General features: G+C 72.9%; 17 protein-coding genes. 1 reads left to right on the forward strand and 16 read right to left on the reverse strand.

Going from position 1 to position 19,879, the window contains the following annotated elements; all coding sequences use genetic code 11:
- Positions 1 to 114: 114 nt before the first annotated feature.
- From OG618_RS08885 to pyrR, 14 genes are all read right to left on the reverse strand, one after another.
- Positions 115 to 2,205, reverse strand: a complete 2,091-nt coding sequence (locus OG618_RS08885; protein WP_329486767.1) for a primosomal protein N' — start codon at positions 2,203 to 2,205, stop codon at positions 115 to 117.
- A gap of 133 nt (positions 2,206 to 2,338) precedes the next feature.
- A complete protein-coding gene (metK, locus tag OG618_RS08890; RefSeq protein ID WP_329486768.1) occupies positions 2,339 to 3,547 on the reverse strand; it encodes a methionine adenosyltransferase in 1,209 nt (402 codons plus the stop codon).
- Between the two features lie 150 nt (positions 3,548 to 3,697).
- Positions 3,698 to 4,933: a bifunctional phosphopantothenoylcysteine decarboxylase/phosphopantothenate--cysteine ligase CoaBC gene (gene coaBC, locus OG618_RS08895; protein ID WP_329486769.1), complete on the reverse strand. Its 1,236-nt coding sequence runs from the start codon at positions 4,931 to 4,933 to the stop codon at positions 3,698 to 3,700.
- Between the two features lie 152 nt (positions 4,934 to 5,085).
- A complete protein-coding gene (rpoZ, locus tag OG618_RS08900) occupies positions 5,086 to 5,352 on the reverse strand; it encodes a DNA-directed RNA polymerase subunit omega (protein ID WP_030056185.1) in 267 nt (88 codons plus the stop codon).
- A 36-nt stretch (positions 5,353 to 5,388) separates the two neighbouring features.
- Positions 5,389 to 5,946, reverse strand: a complete 558-nt coding sequence (gmk, locus tag OG618_RS08905) for a guanylate kinase (RefSeq protein WP_329486770.1) — start codon at positions 5,944 to 5,946, stop codon at positions 5,389 to 5,391.
- Between the two features lie 49 nt (positions 5,947 to 5,995).
- On the reverse strand, positions 5,996 to 6,322 hold the full coding sequence (gene mihF / locus OG618_RS08910; protein ID WP_030056187.1) for an integration host factor, actinobacterial type: 327 nt from the start codon (positions 6,320 to 6,322) through the stop codon (positions 5,996 to 5,998).
- Between the two features lie 374 nt (positions 6,323 to 6,696).
- Positions 6,697 to 7,530, reverse strand: coding sequence for an orotidine-5'-phosphate decarboxylase (pyrF, locus tag OG618_RS08915; protein WP_329486771.1), 834 nt, complete (start codon positions 7,528 to 7,530; stop codon positions 6,697 to 6,699).
- 47 nt (positions 7,531 to 7,577) lie between these two features.
- Positions 7,578 to 8,678, reverse strand: coding sequence for a quinone-dependent dihydroorotate dehydrogenase (locus tag OG618_RS08920; protein ID WP_329486773.1), 1,101 nt, complete (start codon positions 8,676 to 8,678; stop codon positions 7,578 to 7,580).
- Between the two features lie 115 nt (positions 8,679 to 8,793).
- Complete coding sequence (gene carB / locus OG618_RS08925; protein WP_329486774.1) at positions 8,794 to 12,105, reverse strand: carbamoyl-phosphate synthase large subunit; 3,312 nt, start codon at positions 12,103 to 12,105, stop codon at positions 8,794 to 8,796.
- Complete coding sequence (carA, locus tag OG618_RS08930) at positions 12,098 to 13,288, reverse strand: glutamine-hydrolyzing carbamoyl-phosphate synthase small subunit (protein WP_329486775.1); 1,191 nt, start codon at positions 13,286 to 13,288, stop codon at positions 12,098 to 12,100. Before carA ends, carB begins: the two co-directional genes overlap by 8 nt.
- Positions 13,285 to 13,851 carry a PH-like domain-containing protein gene (locus tag OG618_RS08935; RefSeq protein ID WP_329486776.1) on the reverse strand — a complete coding sequence of 189 codons (567 nt, stop codon included), beginning with the start codon at positions 13,849 to 13,851 and terminating at the stop codon, positions 13,285 to 13,287. The genes carA and OG618_RS08935 overlap by 4 nt, the downstream gene beginning before the upstream one ends.
- Entirely contained in the window at positions 13,848 to 15,152 is a 1,305-nt protein-coding gene (locus OG618_RS08940; protein ID WP_329486777.1) for a dihydroorotase, read from the reverse strand. Before OG618_RS08940 ends, OG618_RS08935 begins: the two co-directional genes overlap by 4 nt.
- Positions 15,149 to 16,129 (reverse strand): aspartate carbamoyltransferase catalytic subunit, encoded by a 981-nt coding sequence (locus OG618_RS08945; protein WP_329486778.1) that lies wholly within the window; start codon positions 16,127 to 16,129, stop codon positions 15,149 to 15,151. The genes OG618_RS08940 and OG618_RS08945 overlap by 4 nt, the downstream gene beginning before the upstream one ends.
- A gap of 5 nt (positions 16,130 to 16,134) precedes the next feature.
- Positions 16,135 to 16,782 carry a bifunctional pyr operon transcriptional regulator/uracil phosphoribosyltransferase PyrR gene (pyrR, locus tag OG618_RS08950; protein WP_329486779.1) on the reverse strand — a complete coding sequence of 216 codons (648 nt, stop codon included), beginning with the start codon at positions 16,780 to 16,782 and terminating at the stop codon, positions 16,135 to 16,137.
- A gap of 328 nt (positions 16,783 to 17,110) precedes the next feature.
- Between pyrR and bldD the strand changes: the two genes are divergently transcribed.
- Complete coding sequence (bldD, locus tag OG618_RS08955) at positions 17,111 to 17,614, forward strand: transcriptional regulator BldD (protein WP_031072501.1); 504 nt, start codon at positions 17,111 to 17,113, stop codon at positions 17,612 to 17,614.
- Positions 17,615 to 17,772: 158 nt separating this feature from the next.
- Here bldD and OG618_RS08960 read toward each other — a convergent pair whose 3' ends face one another.
- Together OG618_RS08960 and OG618_RS08965 are read right to left on the reverse strand one after the other, a co-directional pair.
- Positions 17,773 to 18,717, reverse strand: coding sequence for a hypothetical protein (locus OG618_RS08960; protein ID WP_329486780.1), 945 nt, complete (start codon positions 18,715 to 18,717; stop codon positions 17,773 to 17,775).
- 206 nt (positions 18,718 to 18,923) lie between these two features.
- A complete protein-coding gene (locus tag OG618_RS08965) occupies positions 18,924 to 19,751 on the reverse strand; it encodes a thioesterase family protein (protein ID WP_329486781.1) in 828 nt (275 codons plus the stop codon).
- Between the last annotated feature and the right edge of the window lie 128 nt (positions 19,752 to 19,879).

The following is a 19,879-nucleotide window of genomic DNA, read 5'->3' on the forward strand; positions in this document are numbered from 1 at the left end:
GACCGAAACCACCCGACACCCCGGCCGACGCCACCCGAACCACCGGCCCACACCCGCCGACGCCACCCGAACCACCGGCCCACACCCGCCGGACCACCCGACCGCCCCCGGACCTCACCCGATGTCCGTCGGATCGATCCGCACCTTCACCGCCTCCGGCGTCCGCAGCGCGATCCGCGCGATCTGCGCCGCCTTCAGCGCCGTCGCCAGCGCCGCGCCCTGCCCGGGCGGCACCCGCAACAGCGCCCGCTCCTGCTCCTCCCCCCGCAACGCGGGCGCCGGCACCGGCCCCAGCACATCCGCCTCGGAGGGCAGCCGGATCAGCCCGAGCAGATCCGCCACCGCCGCCGGGCTGCCACTGACCGAGGCCATCCGCGACACCGGGGGGAAGTGCAGCTGCGCCCGCTCCTCCAGCTCCATCCCGGCGTGACCGAGCGGGTCCCAGCGGACCAGCGCCTGCACCGGCCGCGCGGTCGGCTCGGCCACCACCACCACCGCGCCGCCCTCCGTCGACGGCTTCACCAGCGCGGCGGCGGTCAGCCAGAGCCGCAGCGTCTCCTCACCGGCCCGCAGGTCCGGGCGGCCGAGCAGTGCCCAGCCGTCCAGCAGCAGGGCGGCCGCGTAGCCGCTGCCGCCCTCCACCACCGGCTCGGCGCCCGGGGTGGAGATCACCAGGGCGGGCTCGGCGGGGACGGTCGCCAGCACCGCGTCCCGCCCGGAGGTCCGGACCGGGATGCGCGGGAACGCCTTGCCCAGCTCCTCCGCCGTGCGCCGGGCGCCGATCACCTGGGCCCGCAGCCGGAACGAGCCGCACTCCTGGCAGTGCCAGTCGGCCGCGCCCTCCCCGCACCACCCGCAGTGCAGCGGCGCGTCGGCGGCCGAGGCCTCCAGCGGGCCCTCGCAGCGGCGGCAGCGCGCCGGCGTGCGGCAGTTCCCGCAGGACAGCCGGGGCACGTAGCCGCGGCGCGGCACCTGGATGAGCACGGGGCCGCCGCTCGCCAGGGCCTCCCGGGCCACCTCCCAGGCCACCGAGGGCAGCCGGGCGGCCTGGGCGGCGGCGTCCCGGTGCTGGTCCTGGTCGGTGACGGTACGGACCCTCGGCGCCACCTGCCGGACGGTCTCCCGGTCGGCCACCAGCGGCCGGGCCCAGCCGGTGCTGACCAGCTGCGCGCCCTCGACCGTGACGGCGTGCCCGCCGAGCAGGACGCCGGCGCCCTCCTCCGCCGCGCGCAGCAGCGCGACCTCCCGCACGTGCGGGTGCGGGCTGCGCGGGTCGCTGTGGCTGCTGTCGCCGTCCGACCAGACGACCACCAGCCCGAGGTCGTGCACCGGCGCGAACATGGCGGCGCGGGTGCCGATGGCGGCGCGCACCGAGCCGCGGCTCACCGTGAGCCAGCGCCGGTAGCGCTCGCGGGGGCCGAGGTCGGCCGCCAGGGTCGCGTGCATGCCCTCGCCCAGCAGCTCGGTCAGCGCCTGGTCGACCCGCGCCACCGACCGGCCCTCCGGCAGCACGACCAGTGCGCCCCGCCCGCTCGCCAGCGTGGCGGCGACCGCCCGGGCGATCTCGTAGGGCCAGCCGGGGCCGGGCAGCGCCGTCCAGACCGCGCGCGGCTGGCCGCCGGCGGCCAGCGCGGCGAGGAAGTCGGGCCCGGCGGGGTAGCGGGACCAGCCGCCGGGCTGCGGTGCCCCGGGCAGCGGGCCGGGCGGCGGCGAGGGCTCGGCCTCGGCCTTGGCGTGCCGGGGCGGTACGGCCAGCTGGAGGACGTCCGCCAGGGTGCCGGCGTACCGGTCGGCGACGGTGCGGCAGAGCCGGAGCAGCTGCGGGGTGAGGACCGGTTCGGGCGACAGCACCTGGGCGAGCGGCGCCAGCGGACCGGGGAAGTCGCTCTTCTCCAGCCGCTCGACGATGAACCCGTCGTGCAGCTCCCCGCCCTCGCGCTGGCCCTTCACCACCCGCGCCCCGAAACGCACCCGCACCCGGACGCCGGGCCGGGCGTCGTCCGCCATCGCGGCGGGCACCTCGTAGTCGAAGAACTTGTCGATGGTCAGGACGCCCTTGTCGACCACCACCCGGGCCACCGGCAGGTGCTCGGCCCGCTTGGCGCCGTGCCACGTCCGGGGCTTGGCCCGGCGGACCGTCTCCCGGATGAAGGCAAGCTGCTCCGGCGCCGCCCCGGCCTCGTCACTCCCCTGCGTGCTGCTCATCGCTCCCAGTACTACCAGGTCACACCGACATGACGCCCGCACCGGCCCCCGACCGGGGAACGCCGCAGGCGGCGGCCGCCCCCGTGTCGGGGCGGCCGCCGCCTGCGGTCCGATCGGTCGGGCCGACCGCGGGTCAGTCCTGTACGGCCTTCTTCAGCTGCTCGACCCGGTCGGTCCGCTCCCAGGTGAAGTCCGGCAGCTCACGGCCGAAGTGGCCGTACGCGGCGGTCTGCGAGTAGATCGGGCGGAGCAGGTCCAGGTCGCGGATGATCGCGGCCGGGCGAAGGTCGAACACGTCGGTGACGGCCTTCTGGATGGTGAGCACCGGCACGGTCTCGGTGCCGAAGGTCTCCACGAAGAGGCCGACCGGCTCGGCCTTGCCGATCGCGTACGCGACCTGCACCTCGGCGCGGCTGGCGAGGCCGGCGGCGACGATGTTCTTCGCCACCCAGCGCATCGCGTAGGCGGCCGAGCGGTCCACCTTGGACGGGTCCTTGCCGGAGAAGGCGCCGCCGCCGTGCCGGGCGAAGCCGCCGTAGGTGTCGATGATGATCTTGCGGCCGGTGAGGCCGGCGTCGCCCATCGGGCCGCCGATCTCGAAGCGCCCGGTCGGGTTGACCAGCAGGCGGTAGCCCTCGGTCACGAGCTTGATGCCCTGCTCGGCGAGCGCCTTGAGCTCCGGCTCCACGACGAACTCGCGGATGTCCGGGGTGAGCAGCGAGTCGAGGTCGATGTCGCTCGCGTGCTGCGAGGAGACGACCACGGTGTCGAGGCGGACGGCCTTGTCGCCGTCGTACTCGATGGTGACCTGGGTCTTGCCGTCGGGGCGCAGGTACGGGATCGTCCCGTTCTTGCGGACCTCGGAGAGGCGACGCGAGAGGCGGTGCGCCAGGGTGATCGGCAGCGGCATGAGCTCGGGCGTCTCGTCGGACGCGTAGCCGAACATCAGGCCCTGGTCACCGGCGCCCTGCTTGTCCAGGTCGTCCTCGTCACCCTCCACCCGGGCCTCGTACGCCGTGTCGACACCCTGTGCGATGTCGGGCGACTGGGCACCGATGGACACCGAGACGCCGCAGGAGGCGCCGTCGAAGCCCTTCTTGGAGCTGTCGTAGCCGATCTCCAGGATCTTGTCCCGGACGAGCTGCGCGATCGGCGCGTAAGCCTTGGTGGTCACCTCGCCGGCCACGTGCACCTGGCCGGTGGTGATGAGCGTCTCCACGGCGACCCGGGACGTCGGGTCCTCTCGCAGGAGAGCGTCAAGGATGGTGTCGCTGATCTGGTCAGCGATCTTGTCGGGGTGTCCCTCGGTCACGGATTCCGAGGTGAACAGGCGGCGAGACACAGCGCTCCCTGGGGTTGCAGCGGCTGCTGACTGAAGGCCCCCGGCGGACCGGGGACATCCGGAAAGACTTGATTCCTGGAGTGTAACGGTCAGCTACCGGCTATCGGGACTCGATTCCGGAAAAGGAGACCGGTTGCTCACCTCTTGAGATCACTCGGCGACCGGTTGCCACCGCTTCGCGACCAGGTCCCAGACCACGTCGGCGAGCGCCTCCTTCGGCCCCACCGGCACCCCCGTCTCAGTGCCGTCCGAGCCCAGAATCACGGCCTCGTTGACGTCCGTGCCGAAGGCCTTGCCGTTGCCGACCTCGTTCACCACCAGCAGGTCGCAGCCCTTGCGGGCGAGCTTCGCGCGACCGTTCGCCAGCACGTCGTCGGTCTCCGCCGCGAAACCCACCACCAGTTGACCCGAACGGGGCCGGTGGGCGGAGAGCTCGGCCAGGATGTCCGGGTTGCGGACCAGCGCGACCGGGGCCGGCTCGACCCCCTCGACCTTCTTGATCTTGCCGCTGGCGTACTCGGCCGGGCGGAAGTCGGCCACCGCGGCGGCCATCACCACCGCGTCGGCGTCCGCCGCCGCCTTCGTCGCGGCCTCCCGCAGCTCCAGCGCGGTCGAGACGTGCACCACGTCGACCCCGGCCGGGTCGGGCAGCTCCGCGTTGGCCGAGAGCAACGTCACCCGGGCGCCGCGCGCCGCGGCGGTCGCGGCCAGCGCGTAGCCCTGCTTGCCGGAGGACCGGTTGCCGAGGTAGCGCACCGGGTCCAGCGGCTCACGGGTACCGCCGGCCGAGACCACCACGTGCCGGCCGGCCAGGTCGGCCGCGGCCGCGCCCCGGCGCAGCAGCGCCCGGCAGGCGTCGAAGATCGCGGACGGCTCGGGCAGCCGCCCCTTGCCGGTGTCCTTGCCGGTCAGCCGCCCGACGGCGGGCTCCAGCACCACGACGCCCCGGCGGCGCAGCGTGGCCACGTTCTCCCGGGTCGCCGGGTGCTCCCACATCTCGGTGTGCATCGCCGGCGCCAGGACGACCGGGCAGCGCGCGGTCAGCAGGGTGTTGGTGAGCAGGTCGTCGGCGAGCCCGTGGGCCGCCTTGGCCATCAGGTCGGCGGTCGCGGGGGCGACCACGACGAGGTCGGCGCTCTGCCCGATCCGCACGTGCGGCACCTCGTGGACCCGCTCCCAGGTCTCGGTGGCGGCGGGACGGCCGGAGAGCGCGGCCCAGGTGGCCTCGCCGACGAAGTGCAGCGCGGCCTCGGTGGGCACCACGGTCACCTGGTGGCCGGATTCGGTGAACCGCCGCAGCACCTCGCACGCCTTGTAGGCGGCGATGCCGCCGCTGACGCCGAGGACGACGCGCGGTGCGTCCGACCGGTCCGTGCTCGCGCTCATGCTTCCCACTCTCTCCTCGCTCGGGACGTGCTCACCCTACGACCCCCCGCCGGCCGGCGGCACGGTGCACCCCGCACCGCCCCCGGGCACGCCGAAGGGCCCGCCGGAACGGATCCGACGGGCCCTTCGACAGAACAGACAGGGAGACCGGCTCAGGCCGCCTCGACCGCCTCGGCGGTGAGCATGCCGGCGTTGATCTCGCGCAGCGCGATCGACAGCGGCTTCTCGTGCACGTGGGTGTCCACCAGCGGGCCGACGTACTCCAGCAGGCCCTCACCGAGCTGCGAGTAGTACGCGTTGATCTGACGCGCGCGCTTGGCGGCGTAGATCACGAGGCTGTACTTGGAGTCGGTGGCCTCAAGCAGCTCGTCGATCGGCGGGTTGATGATGCCCTCGGGCGCGGTCATGGAAGAGGACACGCGAAAACCTTCCGAAAGGTGGAAAAGACAGACAGGTCAGACTACACCGAGCAAGGTTAGCAGTTCGGCCGCTACCTGCTCGACCGAGGTGTTGACAAGGCTCGTGTCGAACTCCGTCTCGGCGGCCAGCTCGACCTTGGCCGCCTCCAGCCGCTTCTCGATGACGTCCTGCGGCTCGGTGCCCCGGCCGGTGAGCCGGCGGACCAGCTCCTCCCAGCTCGGCGGAGCCAGGAAGACCAGCTGCGCCTCGGGCATCGACTCGCGCACCTGACGGGCGCCCTGCAGGTCGATCTCCAGCAGGACCGGCACGCCGGCTTCCAGCTTCTCCAGTACGGCCTGGCGCGGGGTGCCGTAGCGGTTGCCCGCGAACACGGCCCACTCCAGCAGCTCACCGTTGGCGATCAGCTTGTCGAACTCGTCGTTGTCGACGAAGTGGTACTGGACCCCGTGCTGCTCGCCGGGCCTCGGGTGGCGGGTCGTCGCCGACACCGAGAGCCAGACTTCGGGGTGCTGCTTCCTCATATGAGCGACGACCGTGCTCTTGCCGACCCCCGAGGGGCCGGAGAGCACGGTCAGCCGCGGACGCTCACTCATGCACCGATTATCCCGGATCGCGGACGCTCCCGGGACCACGGGGGCACGGTCAGGCGGCACCGCCGCCGAACTCCCGCTCCAGGGAGGCGATCTGGTTCGTACCGAGGCCACGGACACGACGGCTCTCGCTGATGCCGAGGCGCTCCATGATCTGCTTGGCGCGGACCTTGCCCACGCCGGGGAGGGACTCCAGGAGCGCGGAGACCTTCATCTTGCCGATCACGTCGTTGTCGGCCTTGCCGGCCTTGATCACCTCGTGCAGGGAGGCGCCGGAGTGCTTGAGCCGATTCTTGACCTCGGCGCGCTCCCGGCGAGCCTCGGCGGCCTTGGCGAGCGCGGCGGTGCGCTGTTCAGGGGTAAGGGGCGGAAGAGCCACGCCGTTCACCTCAGGGTGTGGAAGGAAGGGATTGAGCTATGACTGGTTTGGTTCCCAGGACACCGGCCGCAGGGGAACCTCACGGCTCTGACCTGCGAGAGCAACGGGAATCGCCGCTCTTCGATGACCTATCGCCGGACACTACCCGGATTGCGGCGCCACGTCAGGAAAAGAACACGAAAAGTCCTGGTCAGCCAAGGCCGACCAGGACTTTCCCGGGCAAAATGACCGCGATTGCGGACCTTTGGCACCACCGATGTGACGGCGCTCACGTCAAGTCGTGAGACCCCGCGCCACCCCGTCACGCCATCGCGGCACATCACGCCACCTCCGCGGCGACGCTTCGGGTGCCACCGAAAGCGCTGCGGCGCCCGCTACTTCACCGCGTCCGCGTACTCCTGGACGAAGCGGTCCGCCGCCTCCCGCAGGGCCGCCGGCGACGGGCCGCGCCGCAGGACGTCGCGGCTGACGCTCGGCACCACGTTGCGCACCGAGGCGCCGAACACCCGCGGCAGGTCCGCCATCGTGGCGCCCTGGGCGCCGATCCCCGGGGCCAGCAGCGGGCCGTTGATCGCCAGGTCGACGCCCGCGTCGGCCAGCGTCGCGCCGACCACCGCGCCGAACGAGCCGAGCGGCTCCGCGCCGGCGTTCTCGGCGGCCAGCTGCCGCAGCACCGCGGCCGCCACCGGCTCGCCGTCCGCGCCGGTCGCGCGCTGCACCTCGGCGCCCTCCGGGTTGGAGGTGAGGGCCAGCGCGAACACCCCGGTGCCGCCTGCCGCCGCCAGGTCGAGCGCCGGCCGCAGCGAGCCGAAGCCCAGGTACGGGCTGACGGTGACGGCATCCGAGAAGAGCGGGCTGCCGGGCGCCAGGAAGGCCTCCGCGTACGCGGCCATGGTGGAGCCGATGTCGCCGCGCTTGGCGTCCATCAGGACGAGCGCGCCGGCCGCCCGGGCCTCCTCGACGGACCGCTCCAGCACCGCGACGCCCCGGGAGCCGAACCGCTCGAAGAAGGCGGCCTGGGGCTTGAGCACGGCCACCCGGTCGGCCAGGGCCTCGACCACGGTGCGGCTGAAGGTCTCCAGGCCCGCCACGGAGTCCTCCAGCCCCCAGGCGGCGAGCAGGGAGGCGTGCGGGTCGATGCCCACGCAGAGCTGGCCGCGGGTGTCGAGGGCGTGCCGCAGGCGGGCACCGAAGGGGGCGAGGGTCATGACGTCCTTCCAGGGCGTAGCACGGGGGTGAGGGGGTCCGGCGGGGGTCAGGAGGCCTTGGCGCTGCCGACGGCGGCCGCCAGGTCGCGGAAGCCTCCGGCCCGGACGCGGGCGGAGAGGCCCTTGTGGATGCGCCGGCACCAGAACGGGCCCTGGTAGATGAAGGCGCTGTAGCCCTGGACCAGGTCGGCGCCGTGCACGATGCGCTGCCAGGCGTCCTCGGCGGTCTCGATGCCGCCGACCGAGACCAGGGTCAGCCGGCCCTCGGTCCGGGCGCGCAGGCGCTGCAGCACCTCCAGCGCGCGGGCCTTGAGCGGGGCGCCGGAGAGGCCGCCCATGCCGATCTCCTCGATCCGGGCGGCGCTCGCGCGCAGGCCCTCGCGGCCGATCGTGGTGTTGGTGGCGATGATGCCGTCCAGGCCCAGCTCCAGGGCGAGGTCGGCGACCGCGTCGACGTCCTCGTCGGCCAGGTCGGGGGCGATCTTGACCAGCAGCGGCACGTGGTGCGCGGTGGAGCGGTCGGCGGCCTCGCGGACGGCGGCCAGCAGCGGGCCGAGGTGCGAGACGGCCTGGAGGTTGCGCAGGCCCGGGGTGTTCGGCGAGCTGACGTTGACCACCAGGTAGTCGGCGTACTGGGCGAGCCGCTCGGTGGACTTCACGTAGTCGGCGATCGCGTCGGCCTCCTCGACCACCTTGGTCTTGCCGATGTTGACGCCGACGACCGGTGTGGAGCTGGTGTGCGGGCGTGCGGCCAGCCGGGCGGCGACCCGTGCCGAGCCCTGGTTGTTGAAGCCCATCCGGTTGATCAGCGCGCGGTCCTCGACCAGGCGGAACAGCCGCGGCGCCGGGTTGCCCGGCTGCGGCTCACCGGTGACGGTGCCGATCTCGACGTAGTCGAAGCCGAGCATCGACAGGCCGTCGATGCCGACGCCGTTCTTGTCGAAGCCGGCCGCCAGGCCGAACGGGCCGGGCAGGTCGAGGCCGAGGGCGGTGGTGCGCAGCGCCCGGTCGCGCGGGGCGAGCACCAGCCGGACGAGGGTGCGCAGGCCGGGCACCGAGGAGGCCAGCCGGACCCAGAAGAAGGCCAGGTGGTGGGCCTTCTCGGGGTCCATCTTCTTGAAGACGAGGTCGAACAGGAGCTTGTACACAGCGGGTCCCAACTGAGGATCGGGCGCGGCCCGTCGGGCGAGGGGCGGCGGCGGGCGACGGGTGGGCATGGCAGTGGGGGGCACCCGGCGGTCGGTGCCCCCCACTGCGGTGGTGCTACTTCGCGCGGCCGGCGTTGATCAGCTGGGCGTGCTCCTGGAGCGACATCACCCCGACCTCGTCGCGCAGCAGCGCGTCGATGCCCTGGACGGCGGCGCCCATCGCCTGGACGGTGGTCAGGCAGGGCACCGAACGGGCGACGGCGGCGGTGCGGATCTCGTAGCCGTCGAGACGGCCGCCGGTGCCGTACGGCGTGTTGATGATGAGGTCGACCTCACCGTCGTGGATCAGCTGGACGATGGTCCGCTCGCCGTTCGGGCCCTCGCCCTCGCTGTGCTTGCGCACCACGGTGGCGGGGATGCCGCCGCGCTGCAGCACCTCGGCGGTGCCGGCGGTGGCGAGCAGCTCGAACCCGAGGCCGACCAGCGCGCGGGCCGGGAAGACCAGGTTGCGCTTGTCCCGGTTGGCGACGGAGACGAAGACCTTGCCCTTGGTCGGCAGCGCGCCGTAGGCACCGGCCTGCGACTTGGCGTACGCCGTGCCGAAGACCTTGTCGATGCCCATGACCTCGCCGGTGGAGCGCATCTCCGGGCCGAGCACGGTGTCCACGCCGCGGCCGTAGATGTCGCGGAAGCGGCTCCACGGCATCACGGCCTCCTTGACGGAGATCGGGCAGTCGGCGGGCAGGGTGCCGCCGTCGCCCTCGGCCGGGAGCAGACCCTCGGCGCGCAGCTCGGCGACGGTGGCGCCGAGCGAGATCCGGGCGGCGGCCTTGGCCAGCGGCACCGCCGTGGCCTTGGAGGTGAACGGCACGGTGCGGGAGGCGCGGGGGTTGGCCTCCAGCACGTACAGGATGTCGCCGGAGAGGGCGAACTGGATGTTGATCAGGCCGCGGACGCCGACGCCGCGGGCGATCGCCTCGGTGGAGGTGCGCAGCCGCTTGATGTCGTAGCCGCCGAGGGTGATCGGGGGCAGCGCGCAGGCGGAGTCGCCGGAGTGGATGCCGGCCTCCTCGATGTGCTCCATGACGCCGCCGAGGTAGAGCTCGGTGCCGTCGTAGAGCGCGTCGACGTCGATCTCCACCGCGTCGTCGAGGAAGCGGTCGATCAGCACCGGGTGCTCGGAGATCAGACCGGCGTGCCGCTCCAGGTAGGAGGCGAGCGAGGCCTCGTCGTAGACGATCTCCATGCCGCGGCCGCCGAGCACGTAGGACGGGCGGGCCAGCACGGGGTAGCCGATCTCGTCGGCGATCGCCTTGGCCTCCTCGAAGGAGAAGGCGGTGCCGTGCTTGGGGGCGGGCAGGCCGGCGTCGCGCAGCACGCGGCCGAAGGCGCCGCGCTCCTCGGCGAGGTCGATCGCCTCGGGCTGGGTGCCGACGATCGGCACGCCGTTGTCCTTGAGCGCCTGGGCCAGGCCGAGCGGGGTCTGGCCGCCGAGCTGGACGATCACGCCCGCGAGCGGTCCGGCCTGCTGCTCGGCGTGGACGATCTCCAGCACGTCCTCCAGGGTGAGCGGCTCGAAGTAGAGCCGGTCGGAGGTGTCGTAGTCGGTGGAGACGGTCTCCGGGTTGCAGTTGACCATCACGGTCTCGTACCCGGCGTCGGCCAGCGCGAAGGAGGCGTGGACGCACGAGTAGTCGAACTCGATGCCCTGGCCGATGCGGTTCGGGCCCGAGCCGAGGATGATCACCGCGGGCTTGGTGCGCGGGGCGACCTCGTTCTCCTCGTCGTAGGACGAGTAGAAGTACGGGGTCTTGGCGGCGAACTCGGCGGCGCAGGTGTCGACGGTCTTGAACACCGGGCGGATGCCGAGCGCGTGCCGGACCTCGCGGACCACGTCGGTCCGCAGGCCGCGGATCTCACCGATCTGCAGGTCGGAGAAGCCGTGCCGCTTGGCGTGGCGCAGCAGCTCGGGGGTGAGCTCGGCGGCCTCGGCCAGCTCGTCGGCGATCTCGTCCAGCAGGAAGAGCTGGTCGACGAACCACGGGTCGATCTTGGTGTACTCGAACACCTCCTCCGCGGTGGCGCCGGCCCGGATGGCCTCCATGACGGTGTTGATCCGGCCGTCGGTGGGGACCACGGCCTTCTCCAGCAGCGCGGTCTTGTCGCCGACCGGGCCGGCCCAGGTGAACTGGGAGCCCTTCTTCTCCAGCGAGCGGAGCGCCTTGTTGAGCGCCTCGGGGAAGTTGCGGCCCATGGCCATGGCCTCGCCGACCGACTTCATGGTGGTGGTCAGCGTGGCGTCGGCGCTCGGGAACTTCTCGAACGCGAACCGCGGGACCTTCACCACGACGTAGTCGAGGGTCGGCTCGAACGACGCCGGCGTCTGCTCGGTGATGTCGTTGGGGATCTCGTCCAGGGTGTAGCCGACGGCGAGCTTCGCCGCGATCTTGGCGATCGGGAAGCCGGTCGCCTTCGAGGCCAGCGCCGAGGAGCGCGAGACGCGCGGGTTCATCTCGATGACGATGACCCGGCCGTCCGCGGGGTCGACCGCGAACTGGATGTTGCAGCCGCCGGTGTCCACGCCGACCTCGCGGATGACCGCGATGCCGATGTCGCGCAGGATCTGGTACTCGCGGTCGGTCAGCGTCATCGCCGGGGCGACGGTGATCGAGTCACCGGTGTGCACGCCCATCGGGTCGAAGTTCTCGATCGAGCAGACGACCACGACGTTGTCGTTCTTGTCGCGCATCAGCTCCAGCTCGTACTCCTTCCAGCCGAGGATGGACTCCTCCAGGAGCACCTCGGTGGTCGGCGAGAGGGTCAGGCCCTGGCCGGCGATGCGGCGCAGGTCCTCCTCGTTGTGCGCGAAGCCCGAGCCGGCGCCGCCCATGGTGAAGGAGGGGCGGACCACGACCGGGTAGCCGCCGAGCGTGTCGACGCCGGCCAGCACGTCGTCCATGGTGTGGCAGATCACCGAGCGGGCGGACTCGCCGTGGCCGATCTTGGCGTTGACGGCCTCGACGACGCCCTTGAAGAGCTCGCGGTCCTCGCCCTTGTGGATCGAGTCGACCTTGGCGCCGATCAGCTCCACGTTGTACTTGGCCAGCACGCCGTTGGCGTCCAGCGCGATCGCCGTGTTGAGCGCGGTCTGCCCGCCCAGGGTCGGCAGCAGGGCGTCCGGGCGCTCCTTGGCGATGATCTTCTCGACGAACTCCGGGGTGATCGGCTCGACGTAGGTGGCGTCGGCGATCTCCGGGTCGGTCATGATCGTGGCCGGGTTGGAGTTGACCAGGATGACCCGCAGGCCCTCGGCCTTGAGCACCCGGCAGGCCTGCGTGCCCGAGTAGTCGAACTCCGCGGCCTGGCCGATGACGATCGGGCCGGAGCCGATGACCAGGACGGACTTGATGTCGGTGCGCTTAGGCACGCTGGCCCTCCATGAGCTCAACACTGTCGTTGTCGTCGCCTCGCATGAGCTCGACGAACCGGTCGAAGAGGTACGCTGCGTCGTGCGGGCCGGCCGCCGCTTCCGGGTGGTACTGCACGCTGAAGGCGGGCACGTCCAGTGCCTGGAGGCCCTCGACCACATCGTCGTTGAGGCAGACGTGGGAGACCTCGACCCGGCCGAACGGCGTGTCGCTCACCTTGTCCAGCGGCGCGTTCACGGCGAAGCCGTGGTTGTGCGCGGTCACCTCGACCTTGCCGGTGGTGCGGTCCTGCACCGGCTGGTTGATGCCGCGGTGGCCGTACTTGAGCTTGTAGGTGCCGAAGCCCAGCGCCCGGCCGAGGATCTGGTTGCCGAAGCAGATCCCGAAGAACGGGGTCCGGCGCTCCAGCACGCCCTGCGCCACGGCGACCTGGTGGTCGGCGGTGGCCGGGTCGCCCGGGCCGTTGGAGAAGAAGACGCCGTCCGGGTCGACGGCGTAGATGTCCTCCAGCGTGGAGTTCGCCGGCAGCACGTGCACCTCGATGCCGCGCTCGGCCATCCGCTGCGGGGTCATCGCCTTGATGCCGAGGTCCAGCGCGGCGACGGTGAACTTCTTCTCGCCGACGGCGGGCACCACGTACGGCTCGGTGGTGGCGACCTCGGGGCAGAGGTCGGCGCCCTTCATCTCGGGCGACTGCTGCACCCGGGCCAGCAGCGCGGCGTCGTCCGCCAGCGCCGGGCCGGAGAAGATGCCGCAGCGCATCGCGCCGCGCTCGCGCAGGTGGCGGGTGAGGGCGCGGGTGTCGATGCCGCTGATGCCGACGACGCCCTGGTTGACGAGCTCCTCGTCGAGCGGGCGGCGCGAGCGCCAGTTGGACGTCACCCGGGCGGGGTCGCGCACGATGTAGCCGGCGACCCAGATCCGGCGGGACTCGTCGTCCTCGTCGTTCCAGCCGGTGTTGCCGATCTGCGGGGCGGTCATCGCGACCACCTGGCGGTGGTACGACGGGTCGGTCAGGGTCTCCTGGTAGCCGGACATGCCGGTGTTGAAGACGGCCTCGCCGAAGGTCTCGCCGATCGCGCCGTAGGCCTGGCCACGGAAGATCCGGCCGTCCTCCAGGACGAGCACGGCGGGGACGCGGTCCCGCCGTTGGCGCTGCGTGGTGGGGGCAGGTGCGGTCATTGAGCGGCCTCTTCCGTCTTCGTCTGCGTACGTGTTGCGAGGTGGGCGATCGCCTCGACCCAGGCGGCGTGCTCGCCGGGGTGGTCGGCCCGGAACCCGGAGTCCAGCGCGGTGCCCTCGTGCGTCCAGGTGACGACGAGCAGTCCGGACGGCACGACCTTGCCGGCGATCCCGGAGTCCGTCCGGGCCCCGGTCAGCTGCTCGGCCGGGATCCAGAAGTCGACGTCGCCGGGGCGCTGCACCAGCAGGCCGTCCGCGCCGAGGGTCAGGTCGGCCCGGCTGCGGGTGCCCAGGCCGTGCGCGACGACCCGGTCCAGCCAGTTCCCGGCGGTGGTGGTGCCGTGGTACCGGCCGCTGGTCTCCAGGATGGTCCGGCCGGCCCGGGCCGGCACGGCGGGCAGCGGCGGGATGCCGGACTGCAGGGTGCGCCGCCAGTTCCAGCCCTGGCGCATCAGCCAGTAGACCAGCCCGATCACCAGCAGCAGGCCGATGGCCCAGCCGATGTACCCGGGCCAGTCGGTGACCCTGGCCTGCTCCTGGGCGAGCCCGGTGAAGGCGCTCACGCGAGCCCGCCCTGCTCGACCAGCTCGCCGGCGAGCACCGTGGCGGTGCCGCGCAGGAAGGTGGCGTGCACCCGGCCGGGCAGGTCGAGGCCACGGTAGGGGGTGTTGCGACTGCGGGTGGCGAAGCTGTCGGGGTTCACGGCACCACGGTACGCGGGATCGAACAGCACCAGGTTGGCGGGCTCACCGACCGAGACGGGTCGTCCGTGGCCGGTGAGGCGACCGATCCGGGCCGGTCGGTGCGACATCCGGTCCGCGACGCCCTCCCAGTTCAGCAGGCCCGTGTCGACCATGGTCTGCTGCACCACCGAGAGCGCCGTCTCCAGACCGACCATGCCCATCGCGGCCACGGCCCACTCGCAGTCCTTGTCCTCGGACGGGTGCGGCGCGTGGTCCGTCGCGACGGCGTCGATGGTGCCGTCCGCGAGCGCCTTGCGCAGCGCCTGGACGTCGGCCGCGGTGCGCAGCGGCGGGTTCACCTTGTACACCGGGTCGTAGGAGCGGACCAGCTCGTCGGTGAGCAGCAGGTGGTGCGGGGTGACCTCGGCGGTGACGTTCCAGCCCTTGGCCTTGGCCCAGCGGATGATCTCCACCGAGCCGGCCGTCGAGACGTGGCAGACGTGCAGGCGCGAGCCGACGTGCGCGGCGAGCAGCACGTCGCGGGCGATGATCGCCTCCTCGGCGACGGCCGGCCAGCCGCCCAGCCCGAGCTCGCCGGAGACCTGGCCCTCGTTCATCTGGGCGCCCTCGGTGAGCCGGGGCTCCTGGGCGTGCTGGGCGACGACCCCGTCGAAGGCCTTCACGTACTCCAGCGCCCGCCGCATGATCACCGCGTCGTCGACGCACTTGCCGTCGTCGGAGAAGACCCGCACCTCGGCGGCCGAGTCGTGCATCGCGCCCAGCTCGGCGAGCTTCTTGCCCTCCAGGCCGACGGTGACGGCGCCGACCGGGCGCACGTCGCAGAAGCCGGACTCCTGGCCGAGCCGCCAGACCTGCTCGACCACGCCGGCGGTGTCGGCCACCGGGAAGGTGTTGGCCATCGCGTGCACGGCGGTGAAGCCGCCCATCGCGGCGGCCCGGGTGCCGGTGAGCACCGTCTCGGCGTCCTCGCGGCCGGGCTCGCGCAGGTGGGTGTGCAGGTCGACCAGGCCCGGCAGGACGATCAGGCCGGAGGCGTCGATCTCGATGTCCGCCTCGACCGCCAGGCCGGTGCCGATCTCCTTGACCACGCCGTCGGCGAGGTGGAGGTCCTGCGGGGCGCCGCCGAGGATCTGGGCGTTGCGGATCAGGTAGGTGGTCACTGAGCGGTCTCCACGGAGTCGGTGCGGGGGGCGGCGTCGGCGAGCGTGGCGCCGCCGAGCAGCAGGTACAGGACGGCCATCCGGACGGAGACGCCGTTGGCGACCTGCTCGACCACGGTGCAGCGCGGCGAGTCGGCGACCTCGGCGGTGATCTCCATGCCGCGGACCATCGGGCCGGGGTGCATCACGATGGCGTGCTCGGGCAGCTGCGCCATCCGGCTGCCGTCCAGGCCGTAGCGGCGGCTGTACTCGCGCTCGGTCGGGAAGAAGGCGGCGTTCATCCGCTCGCGCTGCACCCGGAGCATCATCAGCGCGTCCGTCTTGGGGAGCACGCTCTCCAGGTCGTAGCTGACCTCGCAGGGCCAGTTCTCGATGCCGATCGGCAGCAGCGTCGGCGGGGCCACGAAGGTGACCTGGGCGCCGAGGGTGGTGAGCAGGTGGACGTTGGAGCGGGCCACCCGGCTGTGCAGGATGTCGCCGACGATGGTCACCCGCCGGCCGGCGAGGTCGCGGCCGAGGCCGGCGTTGAGGTGGCGGCGCATGGTGAAGGCGTCGAGCAGCGCCTGGGTGGGGTGCTCGTGGGTGCCGTCGCCGGCGTTGATGACGCTGCCGTGCAGCCAGTCGGACTGGGCCAGCCGGGCCGGCGCGCCGGAGGCGTGGTGCCGGATGACGACCGCGTCGGCGCCCATCGCCTGGAGGGTCAGCGCGGTGTCCTTGAGGCTCTCGCCCTTGGAGACCGAGGAGCCCTTGGCGGAGAAGTTGATGACGTCGGCGGAGAGCCGCTTCTCGGCGACCTCGAAGGAGGTCTTGGTGCGGGTGGAGTCTTCGAAGAAGAGGTTGACGACCGTTCGACCACGGAGCGTAGGCAGCTTCTTGACGGCCCGTCCGGAGAGCTGGGCCAGCTCCTCGGCGGTGTCCAGGATCAGCAGCGCGTCGTCGCGGGTGAGGTCGGCGGCGGAGACGAGGTGGCGCTTCACGCGGGTTACTCCGGGAGGTGCGGTTCGGACGGCCGGGCGGCCAGGGCCTGCGAGCTGCGCTCACTGCGCGGGGGACGCGACGCGTCCGCGTGGTCGCGGTCGCCGACCAGCACGGCGTCCACGCCGTCGCTGTCCGCGAGGCGGACCTGCACGGCCTCGCGCAGCGAGGTGGGGAGGTTCTTGCCCACGTAGTCGGCGCGGATCGGCAGCTCGCGGTGGCCGCGGTCGACCAGGACGGCGAGCTGGACGGCGCGCGGGCGGCCGATGTCGCTGAGCGCGTCGAGCGCGGCGCGGATGGTGCGGCCCGAGAAGAGCACGTCGTCGACCAGGACGACGAGCCTGCCGTCGATGCCGCCGGCCGGGATCTCGGTGTGCTCCAGGGCCCGGGCGGGCTTCAGCCGCAGGTCGTCCCGGTACATGGTGATGTCCAGCGTCCCGAACGGGATCTCCCGGCCGGTGATCTGGGTCAGCCGGTCGCGCAGCCGGCGGGCGAGGTGCACGCCCCTGGTGTGGATGCCGAGCAGCACGACGTCCTCCGCGCCCTTGGCGCGCTCGACGATCTCGTGCGCTATCCGGGTGATCACCCGGGCGATGTCCGTGCCGTCCAGCACCTGGTGCGGCGGGCGCGGCGTCGGTTCGTGATGTGTGGTCATGCCGAAGCGGACCTCCTTCCCCGCCTCACTGGACGGGCCTTAAAGGATGTCTGGAACGCCCCCGCCGACGCGGCGCGGGCTCCCGCCATCGTACCAGCGCGCCCGACGGCAAACCGGCGTCCATCATTCCGCTTCACCGGGTTAACGTCCGCGACGCACCGCGGACGCGGGCCATTCGCACGACTGCCCCATTCGGCTTGACGCAGCTACCTCACTCTACGTAACCTCACAGTGAGTTACGAGACTGGCGTCGAACCCACCGGTAACGACGTCGACTATCGCCCGTGACCCACCACTGAACGCGAAGCAATCTCGTCCGGGGAGATCAATGTCCAGCGACTACGCGAAGCAACTCGGAGGAAAACTCCGAGCGATCCGCACTCAGCAGGGGCTCTCCCTGCACGGTGTCGAGGAGAAGTCCCAGGGGCGCTGGAAGGCAGTCGTCGTCGGCTCGTACGAGCGCGGTGACCGTGCGGTCACCGTGCAGCGGCTGGCCGAGCTGGCGGAGTTCTACGGCGTTCCGGTCCAGGAGCTGCTGCCCGGCGGTACGCCCGGTGGTGCGGCCGAGCCGCCGCCGCGCCTCGTGCTGGACCTGGAGAGACTGACCCAGGTCCCGTCCGAGAAGGCCGGTCCGCTGCAGCGCTACGCGGCGACCATCCAGAGCCAGCGCGGTGACTACAACGGCAAGGTGCTCTCGATCCGCCAGGACGACCTGCGCACGCTGGCCGTGATCTACGACCAGTCGCCGTCGATCCTGACCGAGCAGCTGATCTCCTGGGGCGTGCTGAACCCCGACGCGCGCCGTGCGGTGCGCGAGGAGGAGGCGAGCTGAGGCTCGCCCCCACCGGCTCCCACCGCCTCCCACCAGCAGGAACGGGCAGGGCCAAGCAGAAACGTCACGGCGCGGTGCCCCGGAACGGGGGCCGCGCCGTCGCGCGTCCGGCCCCGGACCGAAACCGGCCCGGGCCGCCCGGGCCGGTTTCGGCGGCCTCAGCGGACCGTGCCCAGGCTGTAGCCGGGCTCGGCCGCCACGCCCTCCAGGCGCACCGCGGCCGCGGTCGGCGCCCAGCCCTGCCCAGCGCTGGCCCAGGCCCAGGCCGCCCCGCGGAAGGCCCGGTCGGCGGCTCCGTCACCGGTGGGGTCGGCAGCCCCGTCACCGGCTCCGCGGGCCGCCGCCGAGCCCTGCGTGCCGTGCAGCACCGCCAGCCCCGGCAGCTCCCGGGCCAGCCCCGCGCAGAGCACCGCGCAGACCAGCTCCAGGTCCTCGTCGTTGATCCGCACCACGCCGTCCTCCCACTGGAGCACCCGGGCCGCGGCCGTCAGCCGGCCACCGGGGGCGTCCACCGCGAGGCGCAGCTCGTAGACCCCGCTGCCCGCGCCGACCAGCATCCGCCGGAACACCTCGGCGCCGCGCCGGTAGGCCTCCCGGACGGCCCGGCCGTGCTCCTCGTAGAGCCCGCCGTCCAGCAGCAGGTCCGCGTGGCGCAGCGTCAGCCCGTTCTCGCGGGCCCGGACCAGCCGGGGCAGGAAGTCCCCGGCGAGGTCCTCGCCCTGGTAGGCGAGGAGCTGGGTCTGCAGCGGCGGATTGACCAGGTAGCGGTCGCGGGCGCCCGGCTCGGCCGGGTCGAGGCCGTGCAGGAGGCAGAACTCCTCGAAGTCCTGCGGGTGGAACATCCGGGCCCGGACGGTGTCGAAGCCGCGCCGGGCCTCGGCGAGCAGGTCGGCGGTGTCCCGCAGGTAGGTCTCGTAGTCCGGGGCGTCGCAGAGGCGCCAGGCGGCGGCGCGCTCGAAGTCGGCGGCGCTGGTCAGCACCCCGATGACGAAGGCCTGCCCCGCGCCGTCCGCCCGGCGCCGCTCGTGCCGCAGCCGCGCGCGGGGGCGGGGGCCGGCGGCGGAGCAGTCGGGGGTGCGGCGGGCGCGGCCGTTGCGGCTCATCGGAGGCTCCTGGGGCGGTGGCGGTCGGCGGCGGCAGGGGTGCCGCCGACCGTTGTCCTCCCCAGCCCCGGGTGTCGCACACGTACGGCGTGTCACAGGAATGTAACCGACCGTGAGGCGAGGCACGTCACCCGGTCGGCGCAACCCGCCGGACCGCGCCGCACCCGGCGGGCGGCCGGGCGCGGCGGGTCGCGGGACGGCGGCGGTCAGGCCTGCCGCGGCACCCGGGCGAGCTGACGCGACTGGGCGACCAGGCGGCCGGACTCGTCCCAGACCTCGGCGTCCTCCTCGAAGTAGCCGCCGGCCACGTTGCGGGTGGCGTGGGTGACGCGCAGCCAGCCGGGCGCCGGCTTCGCCCGCAGGTGGACAGTCAGCTCGATGGTGGGGGCCCAGCCGGGCATCCCGAGGTCGAAGGTGACCGGCGGCAGCGCGTCGGCGACCAGCAGGAGCAGCAGCGGGTCGGGCTCCCGGCCGTCGGCGAGCCGGAACCAGCCCTGGATCCGGCCGCTGCCGGAGGGCTGCCCGAGCGCCCAGCCGATGGTCGCCGGGTCGAGCCGCAGGTCGAACCGCTCCAGGAGGGCGGCCTGCTCGATCAGCTGCTTGGGGGCGTGCTCCACGCCGACGCACTGGTCCGGCGGCGGCAGCTGCGGCGGCTGGGCGGTGGTCCGCACCTCGCCGCCGGCGTCGGCGAGGTCGCCGTGGGTGGCCACCACGCGCAGCCGCTCCACGCCGTCCTGGCTGAGCGAGGCGGTGCCGGTGGAGAGCGAGCGGCCGGTGCGGAGCACCTCGGTACGGACGGTGGCCGGGCCGGGGTGGGAGGCGGAGAGGTAGTAACCGCTGATCGAGACCGGGTCGGCGTGGTCGCCGTGCTCCAGCGAGAGGGCGTGGCCCGCCATCGCGAGCAGCAGCCCGCCGTTGACGCCGCCGCCGATCTGCCAGCCGGCGCCCAGTTCGCCGTCGTAGCGGCCCGGCTCGGCCGGGTGCCTGGTGAGGGCGATGCCCTGGTCGAACTCGCTGCGGATCGCCGTGGTCATGGGGGGTGGCCTGCCCTTCGCTGCGGGGTCACCGGTGCGCGTGGGTCACCGGAGCACCAGGTTACTGGCGAGTAGGGTCCCAACATACGCCACCCGGCCCGAACGCACGACGGCCGCCGGACCCTGTC

Origin of the sequence: Kitasatospora sp. NBC_01246 (genome assembly GCF_036226505.1) — a bacterium.
In the GTDB taxonomy this organism is placed as follows: domain Bacteria; phylum Actinomycetota; class Actinomycetes; order Streptomycetales; family Streptomycetaceae; genus Kitasatospora.

Bases quoted from the DNA above. Each gene is read 5' to 3' on its own strand.
- pyrF (WP_329486771.1), bottom strand. From the start codon at position 7,530: ATGACCCTCGCCCCCTTCGGTGCCCGCCTGCGGCACGCCCTCGACACC.
- OG618_RS08885 (WP_329486767.1), bottom strand. From the start codon at position 2,205: ATGAGCAGCACGCAGGGGAGTGACGAGGCCGGGGCGGCGCCGGAGCAG.
- OG618_RS08960 (WP_329486780.1), bottom strand. From the start codon at position 18,717: ATGAGCCGCAACGGCCGCGCCCGCCGCACCCCCGACTGCTCCGCCGCC.
- carA (WP_329486775.1), bottom strand. From the start codon at position 13,288: ATGACCGCACCTGCCCCCACCACGCAGCGCCAACGGCGGGACCGCGTC.
- coaBC (WP_329486769.1), bottom strand. From the start codon at position 4,933: ATGAGCGCGAGCACGGACCGGTCGGACGCACCGCGCGTCGTCCTCGGC.
- OG618_RS08965 (WP_329486781.1), bottom strand. From the start codon at position 19,751: ATGACCACGGCGATCCGCAGCGAGTTCGACCAGGGCATCGCCCTCACC.
- gmk (WP_329486770.1), bottom strand. From the start codon at position 5,946: ATGAGTGAGCGTCCGCGGCTGACCGTGCTCTCCGGCCCCTCGGGGGTC.
- pyrR (WP_329486779.1), bottom strand. From the start codon at position 16,782: ATGACCACACATCACGAACCGACGCCGCGCCCGCCGCACCAGGTGCTG.
- bldD (WP_031072501.1), top strand. From the start codon at position 17,111: ATGTCCAGCGACTACGCGAAGCAACTCGGAGGAAAACTCCGAGCGATC.